The following is a 16,781-nucleotide window of genomic DNA, read 5'->3' on the forward strand; positions in this document are numbered from 1 at the left end:
GACTGGGGATCGGGGGGCAATGGATGAACCGCAATGAACTACGCAAGGCCGACATCAACCTGATGGTGGTGTTCGAGACATTGATGCTCGAGCGCAACGTGACCCGGGCGGCGGAGAAACTGTTCCTCGGCCAGCCGACCATCAGCTCGGCGCTCAATCGCCTGCGCACGATGCTCAACGATCCGCTGTTCATCCGCGTCGGCCATCGCATGGAGCCGACGGCCCGCGCCGAGGATATCTTTCGCCATCTCAAGCCTGCGCTCGACTCACTGTCGGTGGCACTGAGCCTGACCCGCGATTTCGATCCGGCGGTCAGCACCATGACCTTTCGTATCGGCCTGTCCGACGACGTCGAGTTCGGCTTGTTGCCGCCGCTGTTGCGCGCCTTGCGTCAGGAAGCGCCGAACGTGGTGTTTGTCGTGCAGCATGTCGATTACTGGCGGATTCCCGATCTGCTCGCCGCCGGCGACATCACCGTCGGCATCAGCCAGACCCGTGGCCTGCCGGCCAATGCCAAGCGCAAACTGCTGCGGCATATTCAGCCGAGCATCCTGCGTGCCGATGCCTCGGCTACTCCGCTGACTCTCGACGAATATTGCGCACGGCCGCACGTACTGGTTTCGCACACGGCGAATGTCAGTGGTTTCGCTGATGAATGGCTGGCGGAACTCGGGCGCACTCGCCAGGTGGTGCTGTCGGTGCCGCAATACAGCGCCTTGCCGGCGTTGCTGGCTGGTACCGATCTGATCGCCAGCCTGCCGGATTACACCGCCGCCGCGATGGCCACCTCGGGATTGCTGTTCAAGGAACCGTTTCCGTTCAAGACGCCGACACTGGACCTGTCGATGGTCTGGCTCAGCCATGTCGACAGCGATCCGGCGGAACGCTGGTTGCGCTCAAGGCTGGAAGCCTTCATGAGCGAACGGCCGATCACCCCGCCCTGACCATCACCGCACCCCTGTAGGAGTGAGCCTGCTCGCGATAGCGGTTGCCCAGTGACGTTTTCGGTAACTGACACTCCGCTATCACGAGCAGGCTCACTCCTACAGAGATAGTGTCTGGCGTGCGGGCAGTGCTGTGTTATATGTACGATCTTTGCGCCGACTGACTGGAGCCTCCCGATGCCACACCTGCACTTGGAATACACCGCCAACCTGCCGCAGTTGAACGCCGACGTCGCGTTGATCCGGCTCAACAATACGTTGGTGGGGTCCGGTCAGTTCGCGGCGGAGTTCGATATCAAGAGCCGCGCGATCAAGGTCGAGACGTTCAAGGTCGGCACGGCCATGGCCGAGCGCGCCTTTGTCTACGTGAAACTGGCGCTGCTCAGCGGTCGTTCGGCGGAGATCAAAAAACAGCTGTCGCAGAGTTTGCTGGCGGTGTTGCAGGATCTCTGCGAATGGCCGGCCGGGCTCGAAGTGCAGTTGTGTGTCGAGTTGGTCGACATCGAACGCGAGTCCTACAGCAAAACCGCCATCGGCGTTTAAGCCTCAGGCCGCTTCCAGCTCACTGCACACCTTGATCACTTGTTCGCGCAGCCAGACATTGGCGCTGTCCTGATCGACCGTCTGGCTCCACTGCATGTCGAGGGTGAACCCCGGCAGGCCGTTCGGCGCCTCGCAGTGATTGAACACCGCTTCGTTGGTGAGCAGACGCTGAATGCGCCGGGGCAGGGTAAGGATGAAATCGGTGCCGGTGATCATCTTCAACGCGGCGCTATAGCTGTTCGAGCGCGCGACAATCTGGCGTTTCTGCGCTTGCCGTGCCAGCCAGCCGTCGACCATGTTGGTGGTCGAGGTCCACGGTGTCGGGAACACGTGCCGCCGCTCGGTGAAGGCCTGCAGACTCAGGCGCGGTTCCAGCGGCGTGGCACGTTTGTCGAAGACGCAGACCAGATCGTCTTCGAGCAACATCCGTGACTTGAGGTCGGTGTGATGGCGGTGGAAGTTTGGGCCGAAACTGATCACCAGGTCGAGGCTGCCATCGCGCAACTCATCGGCCGGCACGTCGGTTTCAAACTTGTGCATGTTGACCATCACTGGCAAGTCATCGAAATCGAAGCGCTTTAACAGCCGTGGCAGGATCAGTTGCTCGAAGTATTCAGGGGCACAGATATTGAACGTGACGGCCTGCTGGCTCGGGTCGAACGCCGGGGCACCGGCATGACACAGGTTGATGCTTTCGAGGATCTTCTGCACATGGCCGTACATGCTGCTGGCCTTGTAGGTCGGCCGCATGCCGGTGCGCGTATTGATGAACAACTCGTCTTCAAAACTGGTGCGCAGTTTCTTCAGGCAGTAACTGACGGTGGACTGGCTGACAAACAGCGTTTCCGAGACATCGGTGACACTGCTTTGCTCATACACGGCGATAAACACCATGAGATCCTGCATGTCGAGCTTTCGAAGCAAGTTACTGTTCAGCATCCGTTCCGTCCCGCTGTGCTCCTTGCGCTGAATCCGCGCAAACGTGTGCGAACGATCCTAACGGAACGATGGTGCCAGGACAAAGCCTTGTAGGACATTTCACGGACAGTTGTGGGACAGAAACTTTTAGCAACACGACGTCGTCCGACAAAGGGCTAAAACATGGCCAGAGGCCTCTAGTCGGTTCAGTCAAAGTGCCGCGCGTAATGCCGGGGATCGAAGCGCCACACCATCAACAGCATGATCACCATCACCGCCGTCAGCGACCACCAGGCCCATTCGAAACTGCCCAGTTGATCGCGGACAATCCCGGCCATCAACGGCGAGAGCCCGGCAATCAGGTAACCGATGCCTTGCACGAAAGCCGTCAGGCCCCCGGCGCGTTGCGGGTTATCGAGATGATCCAGCGAGACGATCAGACTCATCGGAAACAGCCCGCCAATGCCCAGCCCCAACAAACAGGGCCAGAGCAGGCTGAGATGTTGCGGACTGAGGATCAAACCGCAGAAACCGGCGATGATCAGCCCGAGCAAGGTCATCAGCACGCTCCGTCGGTCACGGCTGCGATTGGCGATGGCAGGCACTACCAGGCCGGAAATCACCTCCATCGCCGTCAGAAAACCTAATAGCAGCCCTGCATTTTGTTCACTCCAGCCCTTTTCCACATAGTACGGCGCCAGCCAGGCGAGCACGCAGGTGTAGGACGCCGTGCCCAGGCCAAAGAAGATTGCGAGTAGCCAAGCGCGGGAATTGTTGAAGAACGACTCTTTCTGTGTCGCCACGGCAGCCGAAGATGACAAATATTTACGCTGCGTCCAGCCAGACACAAAGGCCAGCAATGCCAACGCAGCCCACACAGCCAGTGCGATCCGCCAACTGCCGGTGTGCGCCAGCATCTGTGGCGCGAACGACGCCGCGATGGCCGCACCGCCCATGATCGAAGTGACGTACAAGCCCATGCATAGCGCCACGTTGTCGGGGAAGCGCGATTTGATCAGCGTCGGCATCAATGCCTGAATCAGCGCAATGCCAATGCCCGCCAGCACGGCACTGGCAATCAATTCGGCAGCAGAGTCGATCATCAGCCGCGACAGCGTTGCCAATCCGATGATCAGTAACGACAGCAGTACGGTGCGCAGTTCGCCGAGACGCTGACTGATGCGAATGCCGAAAAACATCGCCAGCCCCATCGCCATCACCGGCAGCATGGTCAACAGCGAGGCGAGGCTGAAACTCAACGCAATGTCACCACGAATCGCCGAGAGCAACGGCCCGACCGCCGCCATGGAAGGACGCAGGTTGAGCGCGACGAGAATGATCGCGAACATCAGCCAGACTGCTGGGCGGGTGGTGGTGCGGACGTTTTCCATCATCGGACCTTTGAGCGGAGCTGACGATTTAGCGCAGCACCGTCCCCGCCGCGCAAACCAGAAAACCCGCGTTCCCACCTAAAAATCAAATACCCCCTACAGGGGCATTTTCTGAATCGGGGCTGAATCATTCTCAAATACTTCACAGGTTTCAGAGTATTCCGACAAGCCAACTAATCGTTGGCGTCTTTTTCACAAAAAATTGATGGTTGCCTGCTTAAAGTTTGTCACGCCTTGGTTAATGAAATTTTCACAAATAACCGAGGCGCGTCCTTTCGGGAAGTAATTACCTTTATGTTGAAGTTAAAAGCCGTGCGCCCGGAATGGGTGACGTTGATTGCCAGCGCCTTTCTTTTGATCGGTTTCAATTTCGTGCTCTGGCAGCATCTGTTCGACATCACTGCCGCAGACGGCAAAGGCATTGCCATGCGCGTGGCTTTCGCGGTGATGATCTTTGCGGCGTTCAACATTGTGCTGACGTTCCTGGCCTTTCGGCCACTGCTTAAACCGGTTCTGACGTTGATGTTTTTGCTCAGCGCCGGCGTGGCTTATTTCATGAGCCAGTATGGCGTGATGATTGATGCGGGGATGTTTAGAAATTTCGCCGAAACCAATATCACCGAAGTTCGTGATCTGCTGTCGTTGAAGTTGTTGGCTTATATAGTATTGCTCGGTGTCTTGCCGTCATGGTTGTTGTGGAAAGTCCCGGTAAACTATCGTCGCTGGCACCGCGAGTTGTTCAGTAAAGTTATTGTCAGTGTGGTGTCGACAGCAGTCATCGGTGGTGTTGCACTGGCCAACTACCAAGGGTTGTCGTCGCTGTTTCGCAATCACCATGAAATTCGTTTGATGCTGGTGCCGAGCAACTACATTGGCGCATCGGCCGGCTATCTTCGCGAGCTGGTAGCTTCGGCAGAGCAACCGTTTATCAAGATTGGTGAAGACGCTCAGCGTAATCCCGATGTGAAGCTGCAGCCGCGTAAATCGCTGACGGTACTGGTGGTGGGTGAAAGTGCGCGTGCCGAGAACTTTGGCATTCTCGGCTACAACCGGGACACCACGCCGCAACTCGACAAGGAATCCGGGCTGATTGCCTTCACCGACGTGCATTCCTGTGGCACGGAAACCGCTGTCTCGGTGCCGTGCATGTTCTCCAACATGGGGCGCAAGGATTACGACGCGAGCAAGGCGAAGAACGAAGAAGGCCTGCTCGACGTGCTCAAGCGTGCTGGTATCGATGTGATCTGGCGCGATAACCAGTCAGGCTGCAAAGGTACCTGTGATCGCGTGACGGTGCAGGATGTCAGTAACTTGAAAGACCCGACCCTGTGCGCCAACAGCGAATGCCGCGACGAAATTCTTCTGCAAGGCCTGCAAAGCTTTATTGATCATCTGGACAAAGACACCGTGCTGGTTCTGCACCAGATGGGCAGCCACGGCCCGGAATACTTCAAGCGTTATCCAAAAGAGTACGAGCACTTCACCCCGGTCTGTGAAAGTAACGCGCTGAACAATTGCAGCCGCGAAAGTATCGTCAACGGCTACGACAACACGCTGGTGTACACCGATCATGTGCTGTCGAGCCTGATCGACGTGTTGCGCAACAATCAGGACAAAGTCGATACCGCCATGTTGTATCTGTCCGATCACGGCGAATCGCTGGGCGAGTACAACCTGTTCCTGCACGGCACGCCTTACATGCTGGCGCCGGAGCAACAGAAGCACGTAGCGATGCTGGCGTGGTTCTCCGATAGTTATCAGAAGGCCTATTCGGTCGACACTCATTGCCTGCAAATGAGCCGCGACAAACCGCTGAGCCAGGACAACCTGTTCCACTCGATGCTCGGCCTGCTGGAAGTGAAGAGCTCGGTATATCAGCCGGGTCTGGACATGTTCGCCGGCTGCCGTGGCGCCGTGATCGACGGCGTCCTGGCCAAGGACTGAAGCATTCCCCCCGTAGGAGCTGCCGAAGGTTCGGGCCGCGTTAGGACGATCTTTTGATGTTGTTTTTGAAAATCAAAAGATCGCAGCCTTCGGCAGCTCCTACAGGTAATGGCCCCGTTTGATCCTTCTGTCAGACTATTCTTACCAATTGGCAGGACATTTCGTTACAGCTCTTGCCCTTCGCAGGCGCGTAAATCGCCAGTGGCGATATATACTGCGCGCCATTCTTCAAGGGAGAGCCGTGTGGCCATCGATATTCACTGGATTCGCGACAACGATAGCCTCGCGCAGTTTTGCGCCGAGTGGCAGCAACTGCCTTTCGTTGCCCTCGACACCGAATTCATGCGGGTCGACACCTTCTACCCGATTGCCGGCCTGTTGCAGGTCGGCGACGGCAAACGCGCCTACCTGATTGATCCGCTGACCATCAATGCCTGGCAACCGCTGGCTGCATTGCTGGAAAACCCGGCCGTACTCAAAGTCCTGCACGCCTGCAGCGAAGACCTCGAAGTGCTGTTGCGCCTGACCGGCAGCCTGCCGGCGCCGATGTTCGACACACAATTGGCTGCCGCTTACCTGAACCTCGGTTTCTCCATGGGCTATTCGCGCCTGGTGCAAGCGGTGCTCGGCATCGAACTGCCGAAGGGCGAGACGCGCTCCGACTGGTTGCAGCGACCACTGTCCGAAACCCAGATCAGCTACGCCGCCGAAGACGCCGTGCACCTGGCGGAAGTTTTCGTACAACTGCGGCCGAAACTGTCTGACGACAAGTTCGCCTGGGTGCTGGAGGACGGCGCCGAACTGGTCGCCAACCTGCGCCGCGAAACCGATCCGTACGAGGTTTACCGCGAGGCCAAACTGGCGTGGAAACTCTCGCGCGCGCAATTGGCGGTTCTGCGTGAACTGTGCGCCTGGCGTGAAACCGAAGCCCGTGCCCGGGATCTGCCGCGCAACCGAATTGTTCGTGAGCATTCGTTGTGGCCGCTGGCCCGCACGCAACCGGACAACCTCGCCGCGTTGGGCAAGATCGAAGACATGCACCCGCGTACCGTGCGTCAGGACGGCCAATTTCTGCTTGATCTGATCAAGCGCTCTGGCAGTGTGGGGCCTGATCAATGGCCACCTGCCGTGGCGGAACCGTTGCCGATCGAAGCCGCCGCGTTGATCAAACAACTGCGCGCACTGGGTCAGGCCGAAGCTGAACGCCTCGATATCGCCCCGGAATTGATGCTGCGCAAGAAAACCCTCGAAGCCCTGGTCAAAAGCGGCTACCCCGAGGGTCCTTACCAATTGCCTGAGTCGTTGCGTGGCTGGCGCCGCGAACTCATGGGCCAGAAGCTGCTCGACAGCCTGGCCACCGCCGGAGAACAGCCTTGAAACGTATTTGCTCTATTTACCAAAGCTCGAAGCGCAAGGGCATGTATCTCTATGTGCTCAAGAGCGATGAGCTGGAACGCGTGCCCGAGGCCCTGATGGCGGCCTTCGGCAAAGCCATATTTACCTTCAGTCTGGTGTTGACGCCCGAGCGTAAACTGGCCAGCGAAGACATCGTCCTGGTTCTGGAAAACCTCGACAAGCAGGGCTATCACCTGCAAATGCCGCCGGCCGAGGACGAGTACATCGAGCACTTGCCCGAAGAGTTGCTGCGACGCAACGATCCGGTCTGATCTGCAAGGCCCTGTCCTGGGCCTTGGTTAACCCTGGAACTGTTTTTACCGCGATGGCCGCCCTGAATCCGGTGGCCATCTGCACGGTTTGCGAAAGGTTTGAAGATGCGCGTTCTGATTGCTGAACACGACCACGCGATATACGCCCGGCTGCTGCGTCAGGCAGTGCCGGAACTCGAAGTGCTGACCAGTGGCGACTCTGCCGAACTGGCTCGTCAGGCTGCCGATTGCCCGGTGTGGCTGGGGCAGCCGGATCTGTTGGCGACGCTGTTGCGTCAAGGGCATCAGCCACAATGGCTGCAATCGACCTGGGCCGGTATCACGCCGCTGCTCGCCGACGGCTTGCGTCGCGATTACCGCCTGACCCGGGCGGTGGGGATTTTTGGTCAGGTCATGGCTGAATATGTCCTCACCTACATGCTCGGTCATGAGCGCGAAGTGCTGGCGCGTCTGGTCAGCCAGGTCGAGCGCAAGTGGGACAATCGCACCGGCCAGAGTCTGGTCGGACGCAAGGTGCTGATCGTTGGCACCGGTGACATCGGCCAGAGTGTCGCGCAGTTTCTGCGGCCGTTCGGCGTCGAGTTGTATGGCATCGCCAGCAGCGCCCGCGAGCAGGCGCCGTTTGTCGAAGTCGGCTCGATGGCCGATCTGCCACGGCTGGTCGGCGAGGTCGATTACGTGGTCAATCTGCTGCCCAACACCGAACACACCCACGATATCTACGATGCGACGCTGTTCAGGCAATTCAAGCCGACCGGGTTGTTCATCAATGCCGGACGCGGTGTCGCGGTGGTCGATGCGGATCTGGTGGAAGCGCTGAAGGAAGGGCATCTGGCGGGCGCGGTGATCGATGTCTGCCGTCAGGAACCGTTGCCGCAACGTCATCCGTTCTGGACCGCGTGGGGCTTGCTGCTGACCGGGCACAGCTCGGCGCCGACGTCACCGGCGTTGATGGTGCAGCTGTTTGTCGAGAACCTGAAGGCGTATCAGGCGAGTGAGGCGTTGCGCGGCGAAGTGGATTTCAACCGCGGGTATTGAGTTGACATCAAAAGATCGCAGCCTGCGGCAGCTCCTACAGGGAAATGTGAACTTCTGTAGGAGCTGCCGCAGGCTGCGATCTTTGGCTTCTTAGAGGGTAAAGTCGCCTTCAGCCGCCAGTTCGTTCAGCGGACGACGCGGGCTTGGCTCTTCGCGCGCTTGCAGGTAATCCGCCAGGGTTGCCTTGTCACCCAGCTTGCCAACGGCCACAGCCGCGTGCAGCGCATAACCCTCGGGAATGTTCAGCTCCTTGCGTGTCAGCTCCTGATCGAAACCGGCCATGCCGTGGGTGTGCCAGCCGCTGATGCTCGCTTGCAGCGCCAGATGGCCCCACGCCGAACCCGTGTCAAACGTGTGCCACAGCGCCGGCGTTTCTTCAGTGGCGCCCGGTGCCGTGAACGTGGTTTTCGAAATCACGATCACCAGCGCCGACGCATGCTGCGCCCAGCTACGGTTGAACTCATTGAGCAGGCCCAGATAACGCTGCCAGTTCGGCGTATCGCGACGCGCGTAGAGGAAACGCCATGGCTGCGAGTTGTACGCCGAGGGCGCCCAGCGCGCGGCTTCGAAGAAACTCAGCAGGGTTTCTTCCGGGATCGCTTCGCCGGTGAAGGCGCGCGGCGACCAGCGATCGGTGAATTGCGGGTGAATGGCGTAATCGGCAACGCGAGGGTTGGCACTCATCAAGAGATTCCTTGCTACGTTTGAGTAAAAGATTCGAACGAAAACCCGGCGGGATCAGTTGCGCTGAACAATGGGAGTTTTCCGAGCCTGACAGTTCACCGCAATGCAACGCGGTCGGGCGTTAATGGCTTGCGGGCAAGGCTCCTTGCGACTGGCAAAGCTACGCGCCGCCACAAAAACTGACAAGTCCTGCACAACCGGCAGTCGCCAGCGCTTGGCCCGCAAGGCCTTGGGCACTAGACTGGCGGCCTTTTCACCACCTGATGTTGATGCTTGAGCCATGGTCGCCAAAGTCGAACCGTTCTGGAAACGCAAAACCCTCGATCAACTCGATCTGGAGGAATGGGAATCGCTGTGCGACGGTTGTGGACTGTGCTGCCTGCAAAAACTCGAGGATGAAGAAGACAACAGCGTCTATTACACGCGCATCGCCTGCAAACTGCTGGATCTGAAAACCTGTCAGTGCAGCGATTACCCGAATCGCATCAAGTTTGTCCCGGACTGCATTCAGCTCACCCCGGGCCAGGCTGAAGAATTCAAATGGCTGCCGCCGACCTGCGGGTATCGACTGGTCAGCGAAGGCAAGGATTTGCCGTCGTGGCACCATCTGGTCAGCGGTGATCGCGATGCGGTGCATCACCAGCGGATTTCGCAATCCGGGCGCATGCTCGCCGAGGGCAGCGTGCCGGAGGATGACTGGGAAGATCACCTGATTTTCCGCGCGGGTTAACTGAACAATCTGTAGCGAGGGAGCTTGCTCTCGATCATTCGGATCTGCGAGCAGGCTCGCTAGCCACAAGGAGTGTGTATGGCTGTGGGATTGCCTCAGGCGCTGCTCGTCGTACTTCTGGCGCTGAGCGCGCCCGTGTGGGCGGCGAAGAAAGTCGATCTGGATTATCACGTGCGCCTGTTGCCACAGAGCGATCAGGCCGAAGTGCGCCTGACCCTCGCCAAGGGCGAAGCGGTGCGCAGCCTCGACTTTGACCTGGGCGATGGCAGCCATTACAGCGACTTCAAGGCTGACGGCCAGTGGCTGCTCAACCCGGGCAAGCAAACTCGCGGTGTCTGGCGCCCGTCCAGTGACAAGGCCAGCCTGACCTACCGCGTGCGTATCAGTCACGGCCGCAAGAATGGCAGCTTCGACACGCGCATGACGCCGACTTGGGCGTTGATGCGCGGCGATGAATTGGTGCCGCAGGCCAAGCTCGATCAGCAGGATGGCGTTGAGCTGGTCTCGCGTCTGCAATTCGAATTGCCCGACGGCTGGAAAAGCGTCGAAACCGCGTGGCCACGCATCGGCAAGAACAAATTCCGCATCGACAATCCCGCACGCCTGTTCGACCGCCCGACCGGCTGGATGCTTGCCGGCCACCTCGGTACGCGGCGCACCCGTCTGGGCGAAACCGAGGTCACTGTGGCCTCGCCGCAAGGGCAGGGCATGCGGCGCATGGATGTGCTGACGTTGCTGACGTTCGTCTGGCCGCAGGTGCAAGCCGTCTATCCACGCCATCCGAGCAAACTGTTGCTCGTCGGCGCCAATGATCCGATGTGGCGCGGCAGTCTGGGCGCGCATGAATCGATTTACCTGAATACGCGCTTGCCGCTGGTCAGCGAAAGCGGCAGCAGTGCGCTGATGCGCGAGTTGGCGCAGGTCTTCGGGAGGATCAACGACGAGCAACGCAGCGACTGGATCAGCGAAGGCTTTGCCGAGTATTACGCGATCGAACTGGTGCGCCGCGCGGGTGGCATGAGTGATGAGCGCTATCAGGGCTTGCAGGCGAAATTGCTCAGGGACAGCCAGAAGGTCACAACCTTGCGCGGCCAACAGATCAGCCCGGCTCAGTTGGCAAAAGCAGTGGTGTTGTTGCAGGAACTGGATCGCGAGATTCGTTTGAAAACGCGTAACAAGCGTTCGCTGGATGATGTGTTGCGTGGGGCGATGCATCTTGGGACGGTGAGCACCAAGGCGTTTGTGCAACTGGCCGAGAGCGTGCTTGGCGAATCCTCCAAGGTCCTTGATACCGCGTTACTTCAGTAATACCGCCATCGCGAGCAGGCTCACTCCCACAGGGGGAATGCATTTCAAACTGTGGGAGCGAGCCTGCTCGCGAAGGGGCCTGTCGACTCAGCGAAGATGCCGGATCAAACCCCGGTTTTTGGTGATTTCACCGAATCATTGCCGGTCACCGTCGCGGTTTTGGTCGCCGCCTCGGCATTCGCCTTCAGCTTGCTCAACTCTTCCCCGGCCCGCTCGATCTTCGCCCGCACGTTGTTCATGTCCTGACGACTTTTCTCAAACAGGCTCTTCACCGAACTGTGCCCGGTAATCCCGCGTGCCATGGCCACGCCGCCAATCGCCACCTGAATCAAACCGAACACACCGCCACGGCGCAGGCCCTTGCCGACCATGATCACGCCACCGGCCAGAGAGCCGATGCGCTCCCAGCCCTCGACGTTCTGCTCGGAATGGCTCTGGAACGGGGTGGATTCGATACGCTCGACGCGTTTGAGCTCGGTCATGATCTTTCTCCAGGCAATGAGTAATGGATAAACAAGCTGACTGCGCGGGCGGTCAGCTTGTTCCATCGGATGTGCGACGCTTCAGCGGAATTTTGGCCCGGAGCGGGTGTTCAGGCCCTTGGCCATGCGGTCGTAGAGCACGACGTTGACCGTGGCAGCGAGGTTCATGCAGCCGGTGGTCGGGATGTACACGACGTCTTCGCACCAGTCGCGGATCTCTTTATCCAGCGAGCCGTCTTCCGGACCGAAAATGTACAGGGCGCGATCCGGGTGGGTGTATTCCGGCAGCGGGCGGGCGCCCTCGACCAGTTCCACGGCGACCGGTACGCAGTTGAGCGGGAGGATCTTTTTCAGATCGTCGATGCCGATCAGCGGAATGTCGTAGTGCACGCGCTTGGTGTCGGTGACGAAGTCGGCGGCGCGTTCATAACGCTTGCCGGTGTAGAACACCGATGCCACGCCGTAGCAGCCTGCGGCGCGCATCACCGAACCGACGTTCTCCGGTGATTTGGGGTTATACAAACCAATGCAGCTGTACCGTTTGTCTGCCACGAGCGGGGTGCCTTCGGGAAAAAGAGCGCGATTATACGGGGATTGGGGGAGGGCGGGCAGATTCGAGATCTGCGGTGTCTCACCGGCCGCCTTCGCGAGCAAGCCCGCTCCCACATTGGTTTTGTGTACGCCACAGATCCAATGTGGGAGCGAGCCTGCTCGCGAAGGGGCCAGTTCAGGCACTGAAGATCATCAGTCTTCTTTCTTCATCAGCCCGGCGAGGGCGGCAAACGGGTTATGCGTTGCCTTGGCAATCTTCGGCGTGCTCAGCGAGCCCTCGCTGAAGTACTGCTGATCGGTATAGCGCGAGTGCTCGTTGTCGTGGCAATACAGGCACAACAATTCCCAGTTCGAGCCGTCCTGCGGGTTGTTGTCGTGATTGTGGTCGCGGTGGTGCACGGTCAGTTCGCTCAGGCGCTTGCCGGAAAACTCGCGGGTGCAGCGGCCACAGACATGCGGGTACATCTTCAGGGCTTTGTCGCGGTAGCCCATTTCCTTGTCACGCTGGTTGTCGGCGAGGATGCGATCCAACTTCGACGTATTGGTTGGGGTGGACGAACTCATGGGTTCACCTTTGTAAAAGACTAATGACGGTTATGTGCAGAGTTTAGCTCAGCCCTTGAGCTTCTCGGCAATCCAGATCGTGTGGCGCGTGCCCTTGTTGCCGTGGGCGAAGACCTGGACTTCTTCGGCCTTGAAACCGGCCTTCTTCAATTTGTCGGAAAACAGCCGATCGGCGCTGGCCGACCACACGGCGAGCACGCCTTTCGGGCGCAAAGCCTTGGCGCAAGCATTCAGGCCGGCGGCGGAATACAGCCAGCTGTTCGCCTTCTGGGTCAGGCCTTCGGGGCCGTTGTCGACGTCGAGCATGATTGCATCGAAGCCATTCGGCTCGCTTTGCAGCACCTTGGCGACGTCTTCCTGACGAATCACCGTACGTGGATCGAGCAGCGGCCGGCCGGACTTTTCGCCGAGTGGGCCACGGTTCCACTCGACTACACCGGGCACCAGTTCGGCGACCACCACTTCAGCGGTCTTGCCCAGATGCTTGAGCGCCGAAGCGAGGGTGAAACCCATGCCCAGACCGCCGATCAAGACCCGCGAAGCCGGCCGACCGGCGACCTTGCGGCATGGAATCTCGGCCAGCGCATCTTCGGAACCGTGCATGCGCGTGTTCATCAATTGCCCGCCGTCGCCGCCCTGGATCTTGATGACAAAATCCTCGCCATATTCGAACAGGCACAGGGCACCGCCGCTTTCAGGGATCGGGGTGGTGTCGAGCAGAACGAAACGTTTCATGGAAATCTCTACAAGGGGGAAGGCAAGCAGGCCCGTTGGGAGTAGCCTGAGCGCAGACTAGAGGCCAAACGGAGCCCTTGATGAAGCGCACCATTCTAACGGTCATTGCCCTGGCCGTGCTCTCGATTACTGCAGTGCAGGCGCAGCAGACGATTCCGCTCAGCCCGGCGCCGCAACCCGGCTCGCCCGGTACCGCGACACCGACGCCGTATCCGCAGATCACGCCGATCAATATTCCCAAGTCCGGCGCGGGCAGCGGCAGCCCGCCATTGGTGCCGATCGAAATGCCCAGCCCGCCGAGCAAGGATCAACCGGTGCCGGGCATTGAACCCAACGGCACCAAGACGAAATCCCCCGGCGGTTAAACCTGTTGCGCCGCCAGTTGGCCGTCGGCCATGCGCAGGCGTTTCGACAGCGAGACGGCGAGGGCGCGGATGATTTTCGCGGCGATTTTCGGTGCGTCGTTGAGCATTTTTTCCAACGAGTCCTTGCCCAGATTCAATAGCTGGCAGTTCGTCGCTGCGACGCAAGTGGCCGATCGACGTTCACCGTCGAGCACGGCCATTTCGCCGAACGCCCGGCCACTGCGCAACGTGGCCATGGTGATGACCTGGCCATCGGCACCGGTTTTCTGCACGGCGACCTGGCCGGTGTGGAGGATGCACATGAAACTGCCGGCATCGCCCTCACGGAAAATCGCTTCGCCTTCAGCCACGGTGCTGATGCTGAAGTAGCCGGAAGCGGCCGCAAAGTCGGCCAGTTGCAATTGATCGAACAGGCCGCAGTCCATCAGCCAGTCGCGGATTTCGTTGTTCAGGAAGGTCGGTTCTGACATGTCGTCACGGTCTTTTTCTGTTGTATCAGGCTCTACACCGTCCCCTGTAGGAGCTGCCGAAGGCTGCGATCTTTTGATCTGGCCTTGCAAAAAATCAAGATCAAAAGATCGCAGCCTTCGGCAGCTCCTACATGGGATCTGTGGGTATCGGACTCTTGGGTCTGCAATTAAGACCCAAGTGACCGACGGAGTTCCTCAAGCCAGGCCCAAAACCTTGAAAACAAATGCGTATTCGAGCGCTACGTCACGTAATCCCTGATAACGCCCGCTCATCCCGCCATGCCCGGCGCCCAGTTCAGTCTTGAGCAGCAGCACGTTGTCATCAGTCTTGGTCGCGCGCAATTTCGCCACCCACTTCGCCGCTTCCCAATACTGCACGCGGCTGTCGTTGTAGCCGGCAATCACCAGCGTCGCCGGATAATGCTGCGCACTGACGTTTTCGTACGGCGCGTAAGCCTTGATCCGCTCGTAGACGTCCGGCTCCTCGGGATTGCCCCACTCGTCATATTCGGTGACGGTCAGTGGCAGATCTGGGTCGAGCATGGTGTTGAGCACATCGACAAACGGCACTTCGGCGATCGCCACGCCGAACAGGTCCGGGCGCTGGTTAAGCACTGCACCGATCAGCAAACCGCCGGCGCTGCCACCGCTGATCGCCAGTTTCTCGGCGGTGGTAATGCCGTTGAGGATCAGAAACTCGGCACAGGCAATGAAGTCGCTGAAGGTGTTGTGCTTGTGTTCCTGTTTGCCGGCGCGATACCAGGCTTCACCCAGTTCTCCGCCGCCGCGCACATGGGCGATGGCGAAGGCCATGCCGCGATCCAAAAGGCTCAGGCGGGCGTGGGAGAACCACGGATCGAGACTCGAGCCGTAAGCGCCGTAACCGTACAGATACAGCGGCACTGCTTTGCCGAGCATTTCGCGCTTCATCACCAGACTGATCGGCACTTGTGTGCCGTCCGGCGCCGTCGCCCACAGTCGCTGGCTGACGTAAGCGTCGGCGTCGAACGGGCCGAGCACCGGAGTTTCTTTCAAAACAGTTTGTTCGCCGCTCGCCAAGATCAACTGGCGCACTTGCGCCGGACGATTCAACGCCTCGTAGCGCAGACGAATGCGGTCGCTCTCGAACTCCAGGCTGTTTTGCACATACAGGCTGTAGGCCGCATCCGGCAGTTGCACGCGATACGGCGCCAGACCCTGCGGGTGAACCTCGATGATCGGCAGACCACCTTCGCGCAGGCTCAGGGTCATGGCTTCGGTGTTGAGACTGACGCCGTCGAGCATCACCGTGTCGCTGTGCGCGATCAGGTTCTGCCAGTCGGCTTCAGTCGGCGCCGTGCCGGTGTCCGGGGCCTGATACAGGGCGTAGTTGATGCCGTCACGGTTGGTGCGGATAAACCACGTCCAGACGCCATCGAGCAGACCGTGATCGACATCGTATTCATGATCTTCGACCCGTGGCGCCAGGCAAGTGAACGGCAGGTGCGGCTGATTGGCATCGAGCACCCAGACTTCACTGGTGGTCTTGCTGCCCAGCGACAGCAGCAGTTGCTGTTCGGAGCTGGAACGGTAGCAATGCAGGAAGAAACGCCCGTCCGCCTCGTGGAACACCTCTTCGGCAGCCGTGCCATCGAGGCGATAGCGGAACAGTTTGTGCGGGCGATGGGTATCGTCGAGTACGCCGAAAAACAGCGTCAGGCTGTCGTTGGCCCAGGTCATGCTGCCGTCGCAGTCTTCGAATTCCAGTTCACTGACCTTGTCGTTGGCCAGTTCCTTGACGAACAGCGTGTAGATCTCATCGCCCGAGGCGTCGACGCTGTAGGCCAGGCGCTGGTGGTCGGGGCTGATGCTGAACGCGCCCAGTGAGAAGAATCCGCCGTTGGCCAGTTCATTTGGATCGAGCAGCAATTGTTCGCGGCTTTCGTCGAGGCTCAGGCTGTCGTCCGCCGGACGCGGGCAGCGATAGTGCCGAGCGTATTCGTCGCCCGCCGTGGTGCGCGTGTAATACAGGTACGGGCCCCACGGCGAAGGCAGCGACAGGTCGGTCTCCAGAATCCGCCCCTTGATCTCTTCGAACAGGGTTTCGCGCAACTCGGCCTGATCGGCGGTTTGCGCTTCCTGGTAGGCGTTTTCGGCCTTGAGGTAATCGAGCACCGCGTCGGTGTCGCGTTCCTGCAGCCAGGCATATGGGTCGGCACCGGCAGCCTTGTGGGCAATCGGGGCACTGATGACGTTGGCGGATTCAGGCATGAATGGCTCTCGGACAAATTACGGAATAGGGTTTTCGCAGCTTTTGAAACCGTCGCAGACCCCTGTGGGAGCGAGCCTGCTCGCGAAAGCGGTGGGTCAGACAATAATGTTTTAACCGACAGTCCGTATTCGCGAGCAAGCCCGCTCCCACAGGTCGTGTGTCTATTGGGACAAGCCTGGCGGGCGAAAAGTCGTT

General features: G+C 59.5%; 18 protein-coding genes. 9 read left to right on the forward strand and 9 right to left on the reverse strand.

Annotation, left to right across the window (positions count from 1 at the left end; genetic code table 11):
- The first annotated feature begins 23 nt into the window (after positions 1-23).
- Complete coding sequence (locus C2E19_RS08470; protein WP_129390482.1) at positions 24-944, forward strand: LysR substrate-binding domain-containing protein; 921 nt, start codon at positions 24-26, stop codon at positions 942-944.
- A 177-nt stretch (positions 945-1,121) separates the two neighbouring features.
- The gene (locus C2E19_RS08475) at positions 1,122-1,487 is read left to right on the forward strand and encodes a 5-carboxymethyl-2-hydroxymuconate Delta-isomerase (RefSeq protein WP_129390485.1); all 366 of its coding nucleotides are present in this window, start codon (positions 1,122-1,124) and stop codon (positions 1,485-1,487) included.
- 3 nt (positions 1,488-1,490) lie between these two features.
- Here the strand turns inward: C2E19_RS08475 and C2E19_RS08480 are convergent, their stop codons facing one another.
- Entirely contained in the window at positions 1,491-2,426 is a 936-nt protein-coding gene (locus C2E19_RS08480) for a LysR family transcriptional regulator (RefSeq protein WP_129390488.1), read from the reverse strand.
- A gap of 185 nt (positions 2,427-2,611) precedes the next feature.
- Positions 2,612-3,796, reverse strand: a complete 1,185-nt coding sequence (locus C2E19_RS08485) for a cyanate transporter (protein WP_129390490.1) — start codon at positions 3,794-3,796, stop codon at positions 2,612-2,614.
- 294 nt (positions 3,797-4,090) lie between these two features.
- On the opposite strand from C2E19_RS08485, the gene C2E19_RS08490 reads away from it, so the two are divergent.
- From C2E19_RS08490 to C2E19_RS08505, 4 genes are all read left to right on the forward strand, one after another.
- Positions 4,091-5,740 carry a phosphoethanolamine transferase gene (locus C2E19_RS08490; RefSeq protein WP_129390492.1) on the forward strand — a complete coding sequence of 550 codons (1,650 nt, stop codon included), beginning with the start codon at positions 4,091-4,093 and terminating at the stop codon, positions 5,738-5,740.
- Positions 5,741-5,983: 243 nt separating this feature from the next.
- Positions 5,984-7,117, forward strand: coding sequence for a ribonuclease D (gene rnd / locus C2E19_RS08495; RefSeq protein ID WP_129390495.1), 1,134 nt, complete (start codon positions 5,984-5,986; stop codon positions 7,115-7,117).
- On the forward strand, positions 7,114-7,407 hold the full coding sequence (locus tag C2E19_RS08500) for a YcgL domain-containing protein (RefSeq protein WP_129390498.1): 294 nt from the start codon (positions 7,114-7,116) through the stop codon (positions 7,405-7,407). The genes rnd and C2E19_RS08500 overlap by 4 nt, the downstream gene beginning before the upstream one ends.
- Positions 7,408-7,512: 105 nt before the next feature.
- On the forward strand, positions 7,513-8,445 hold the full coding sequence (locus tag C2E19_RS08505; protein ID WP_129390502.1) for a D-2-hydroxyacid dehydrogenase: 933 nt from the start codon (positions 7,513-7,515) through the stop codon (positions 8,443-8,445).
- Positions 8,446-8,535: 90 nt separating this feature from the next.
- Here C2E19_RS08505 and C2E19_RS08510 read toward each other — a convergent pair whose 3' ends face one another.
- A complete protein-coding gene (locus C2E19_RS08510) occupies positions 8,536-9,129 on the reverse strand; it encodes a nitroreductase family protein (protein WP_129390506.1) in 594 nt (197 codons plus the stop codon).
- A gap of 280 nt (positions 9,130-9,409) precedes the next feature.
- On the opposite strand from C2E19_RS08510, the gene C2E19_RS08515 reads away from it, so the two are divergent.
- Both C2E19_RS08515 and C2E19_RS08520 read left to right on the forward strand, forming a co-directional pair.
- Positions 9,410-9,859 carry a YcgN family cysteine cluster protein gene (locus tag C2E19_RS08515; protein ID WP_129390508.1) on the forward strand — a complete coding sequence of 150 codons (450 nt, stop codon included), beginning with the start codon at positions 9,410-9,412 and terminating at the stop codon, positions 9,857-9,859.
- A gap of 78 nt (positions 9,860-9,937) precedes the next feature.
- Entirely contained in the window at positions 9,938-11,167 is a 1,230-nt protein-coding gene (locus tag C2E19_RS08520; protein WP_129390511.1) for a hypothetical protein, read from the forward strand.
- 104 nt (positions 11,168-11,271) lie between these two features.
- On the opposite strand, the gene C2E19_RS08525 is transcribed toward C2E19_RS08520, so the two are convergent.
- From C2E19_RS08525 to C2E19_RS08540, 4 genes are all read right to left on the reverse strand, one after another.
- Positions 11,272-11,649, reverse strand: coding sequence for a DUF2892 domain-containing protein (locus C2E19_RS08525; protein WP_129390514.1), 378 nt, complete (start codon positions 11,647-11,649; stop codon positions 11,272-11,274).
- Between the two features lie 81 nt (positions 11,650-11,730).
- Complete coding sequence (locus C2E19_RS08530; protein WP_007911337.1) at positions 11,731-12,201, reverse strand: RNA methyltransferase; 471 nt, start codon at positions 12,199-12,201, stop codon at positions 11,731-11,733.
- Between the two features lie 192 nt (positions 12,202-12,393).
- The gene (locus C2E19_RS08535; protein WP_007911336.1) at positions 12,394-12,765 is read right to left on the reverse strand and encodes a YajD family HNH nuclease; all 372 of its coding nucleotides are present in this window, start codon (positions 12,763-12,765) and stop codon (positions 12,394-12,396) included.
- A 48-nt stretch (positions 12,766-12,813) separates the two neighbouring features.
- A complete protein-coding gene (locus C2E19_RS08540; RefSeq protein ID WP_129390517.1) occupies positions 12,814-13,500 on the reverse strand; it encodes a spermidine synthase in 687 nt (228 codons plus the stop codon).
- 80 nt (positions 13,501-13,580) lie between these two features.
- Here C2E19_RS08540 and C2E19_RS08545 point away from each other — a divergent pair, with 80 nt between their 5' ends.
- Positions 13,581-13,865: a hypothetical protein gene (locus tag C2E19_RS08545; protein WP_129390520.1), complete on the forward strand. Its 285-nt coding sequence runs from the start codon at positions 13,581-13,583 to the stop codon at positions 13,863-13,865.
- Here the strand turns inward: C2E19_RS08545 and C2E19_RS08550 are convergent.
- Positions 13,862-14,335: a cyclic nucleotide-binding domain-containing protein gene (locus tag C2E19_RS08550; protein WP_129390523.1), complete on the reverse strand. Its 474-nt coding sequence runs from the start codon at positions 14,333-14,335 to the stop codon at positions 13,862-13,864. The genes C2E19_RS08545 and C2E19_RS08550 overlap by 4 nt on opposite strands.
- Before the next feature lie 195 nt (positions 14,336-14,530).
- Positions 14,531-16,585: a S9 family peptidase gene (locus C2E19_RS08555; RefSeq protein ID WP_129390525.1), complete on the reverse strand. Its 2,055-nt coding sequence runs from the start codon at positions 16,583-16,585 to the stop codon at positions 14,531-14,533.
- Positions 16,586-16,781: the final 196 nt, after the last annotated feature.

It is taken from the genome of Pseudomonas sp. DTU12.3 (assembly GCF_004124275.1).
Lineage (GTDB): Bacteria > Pseudomonadota > Gammaproteobacteria > Pseudomonadales > Pseudomonadaceae > Aquipseudomonas > Aquipseudomonas helmanticensis.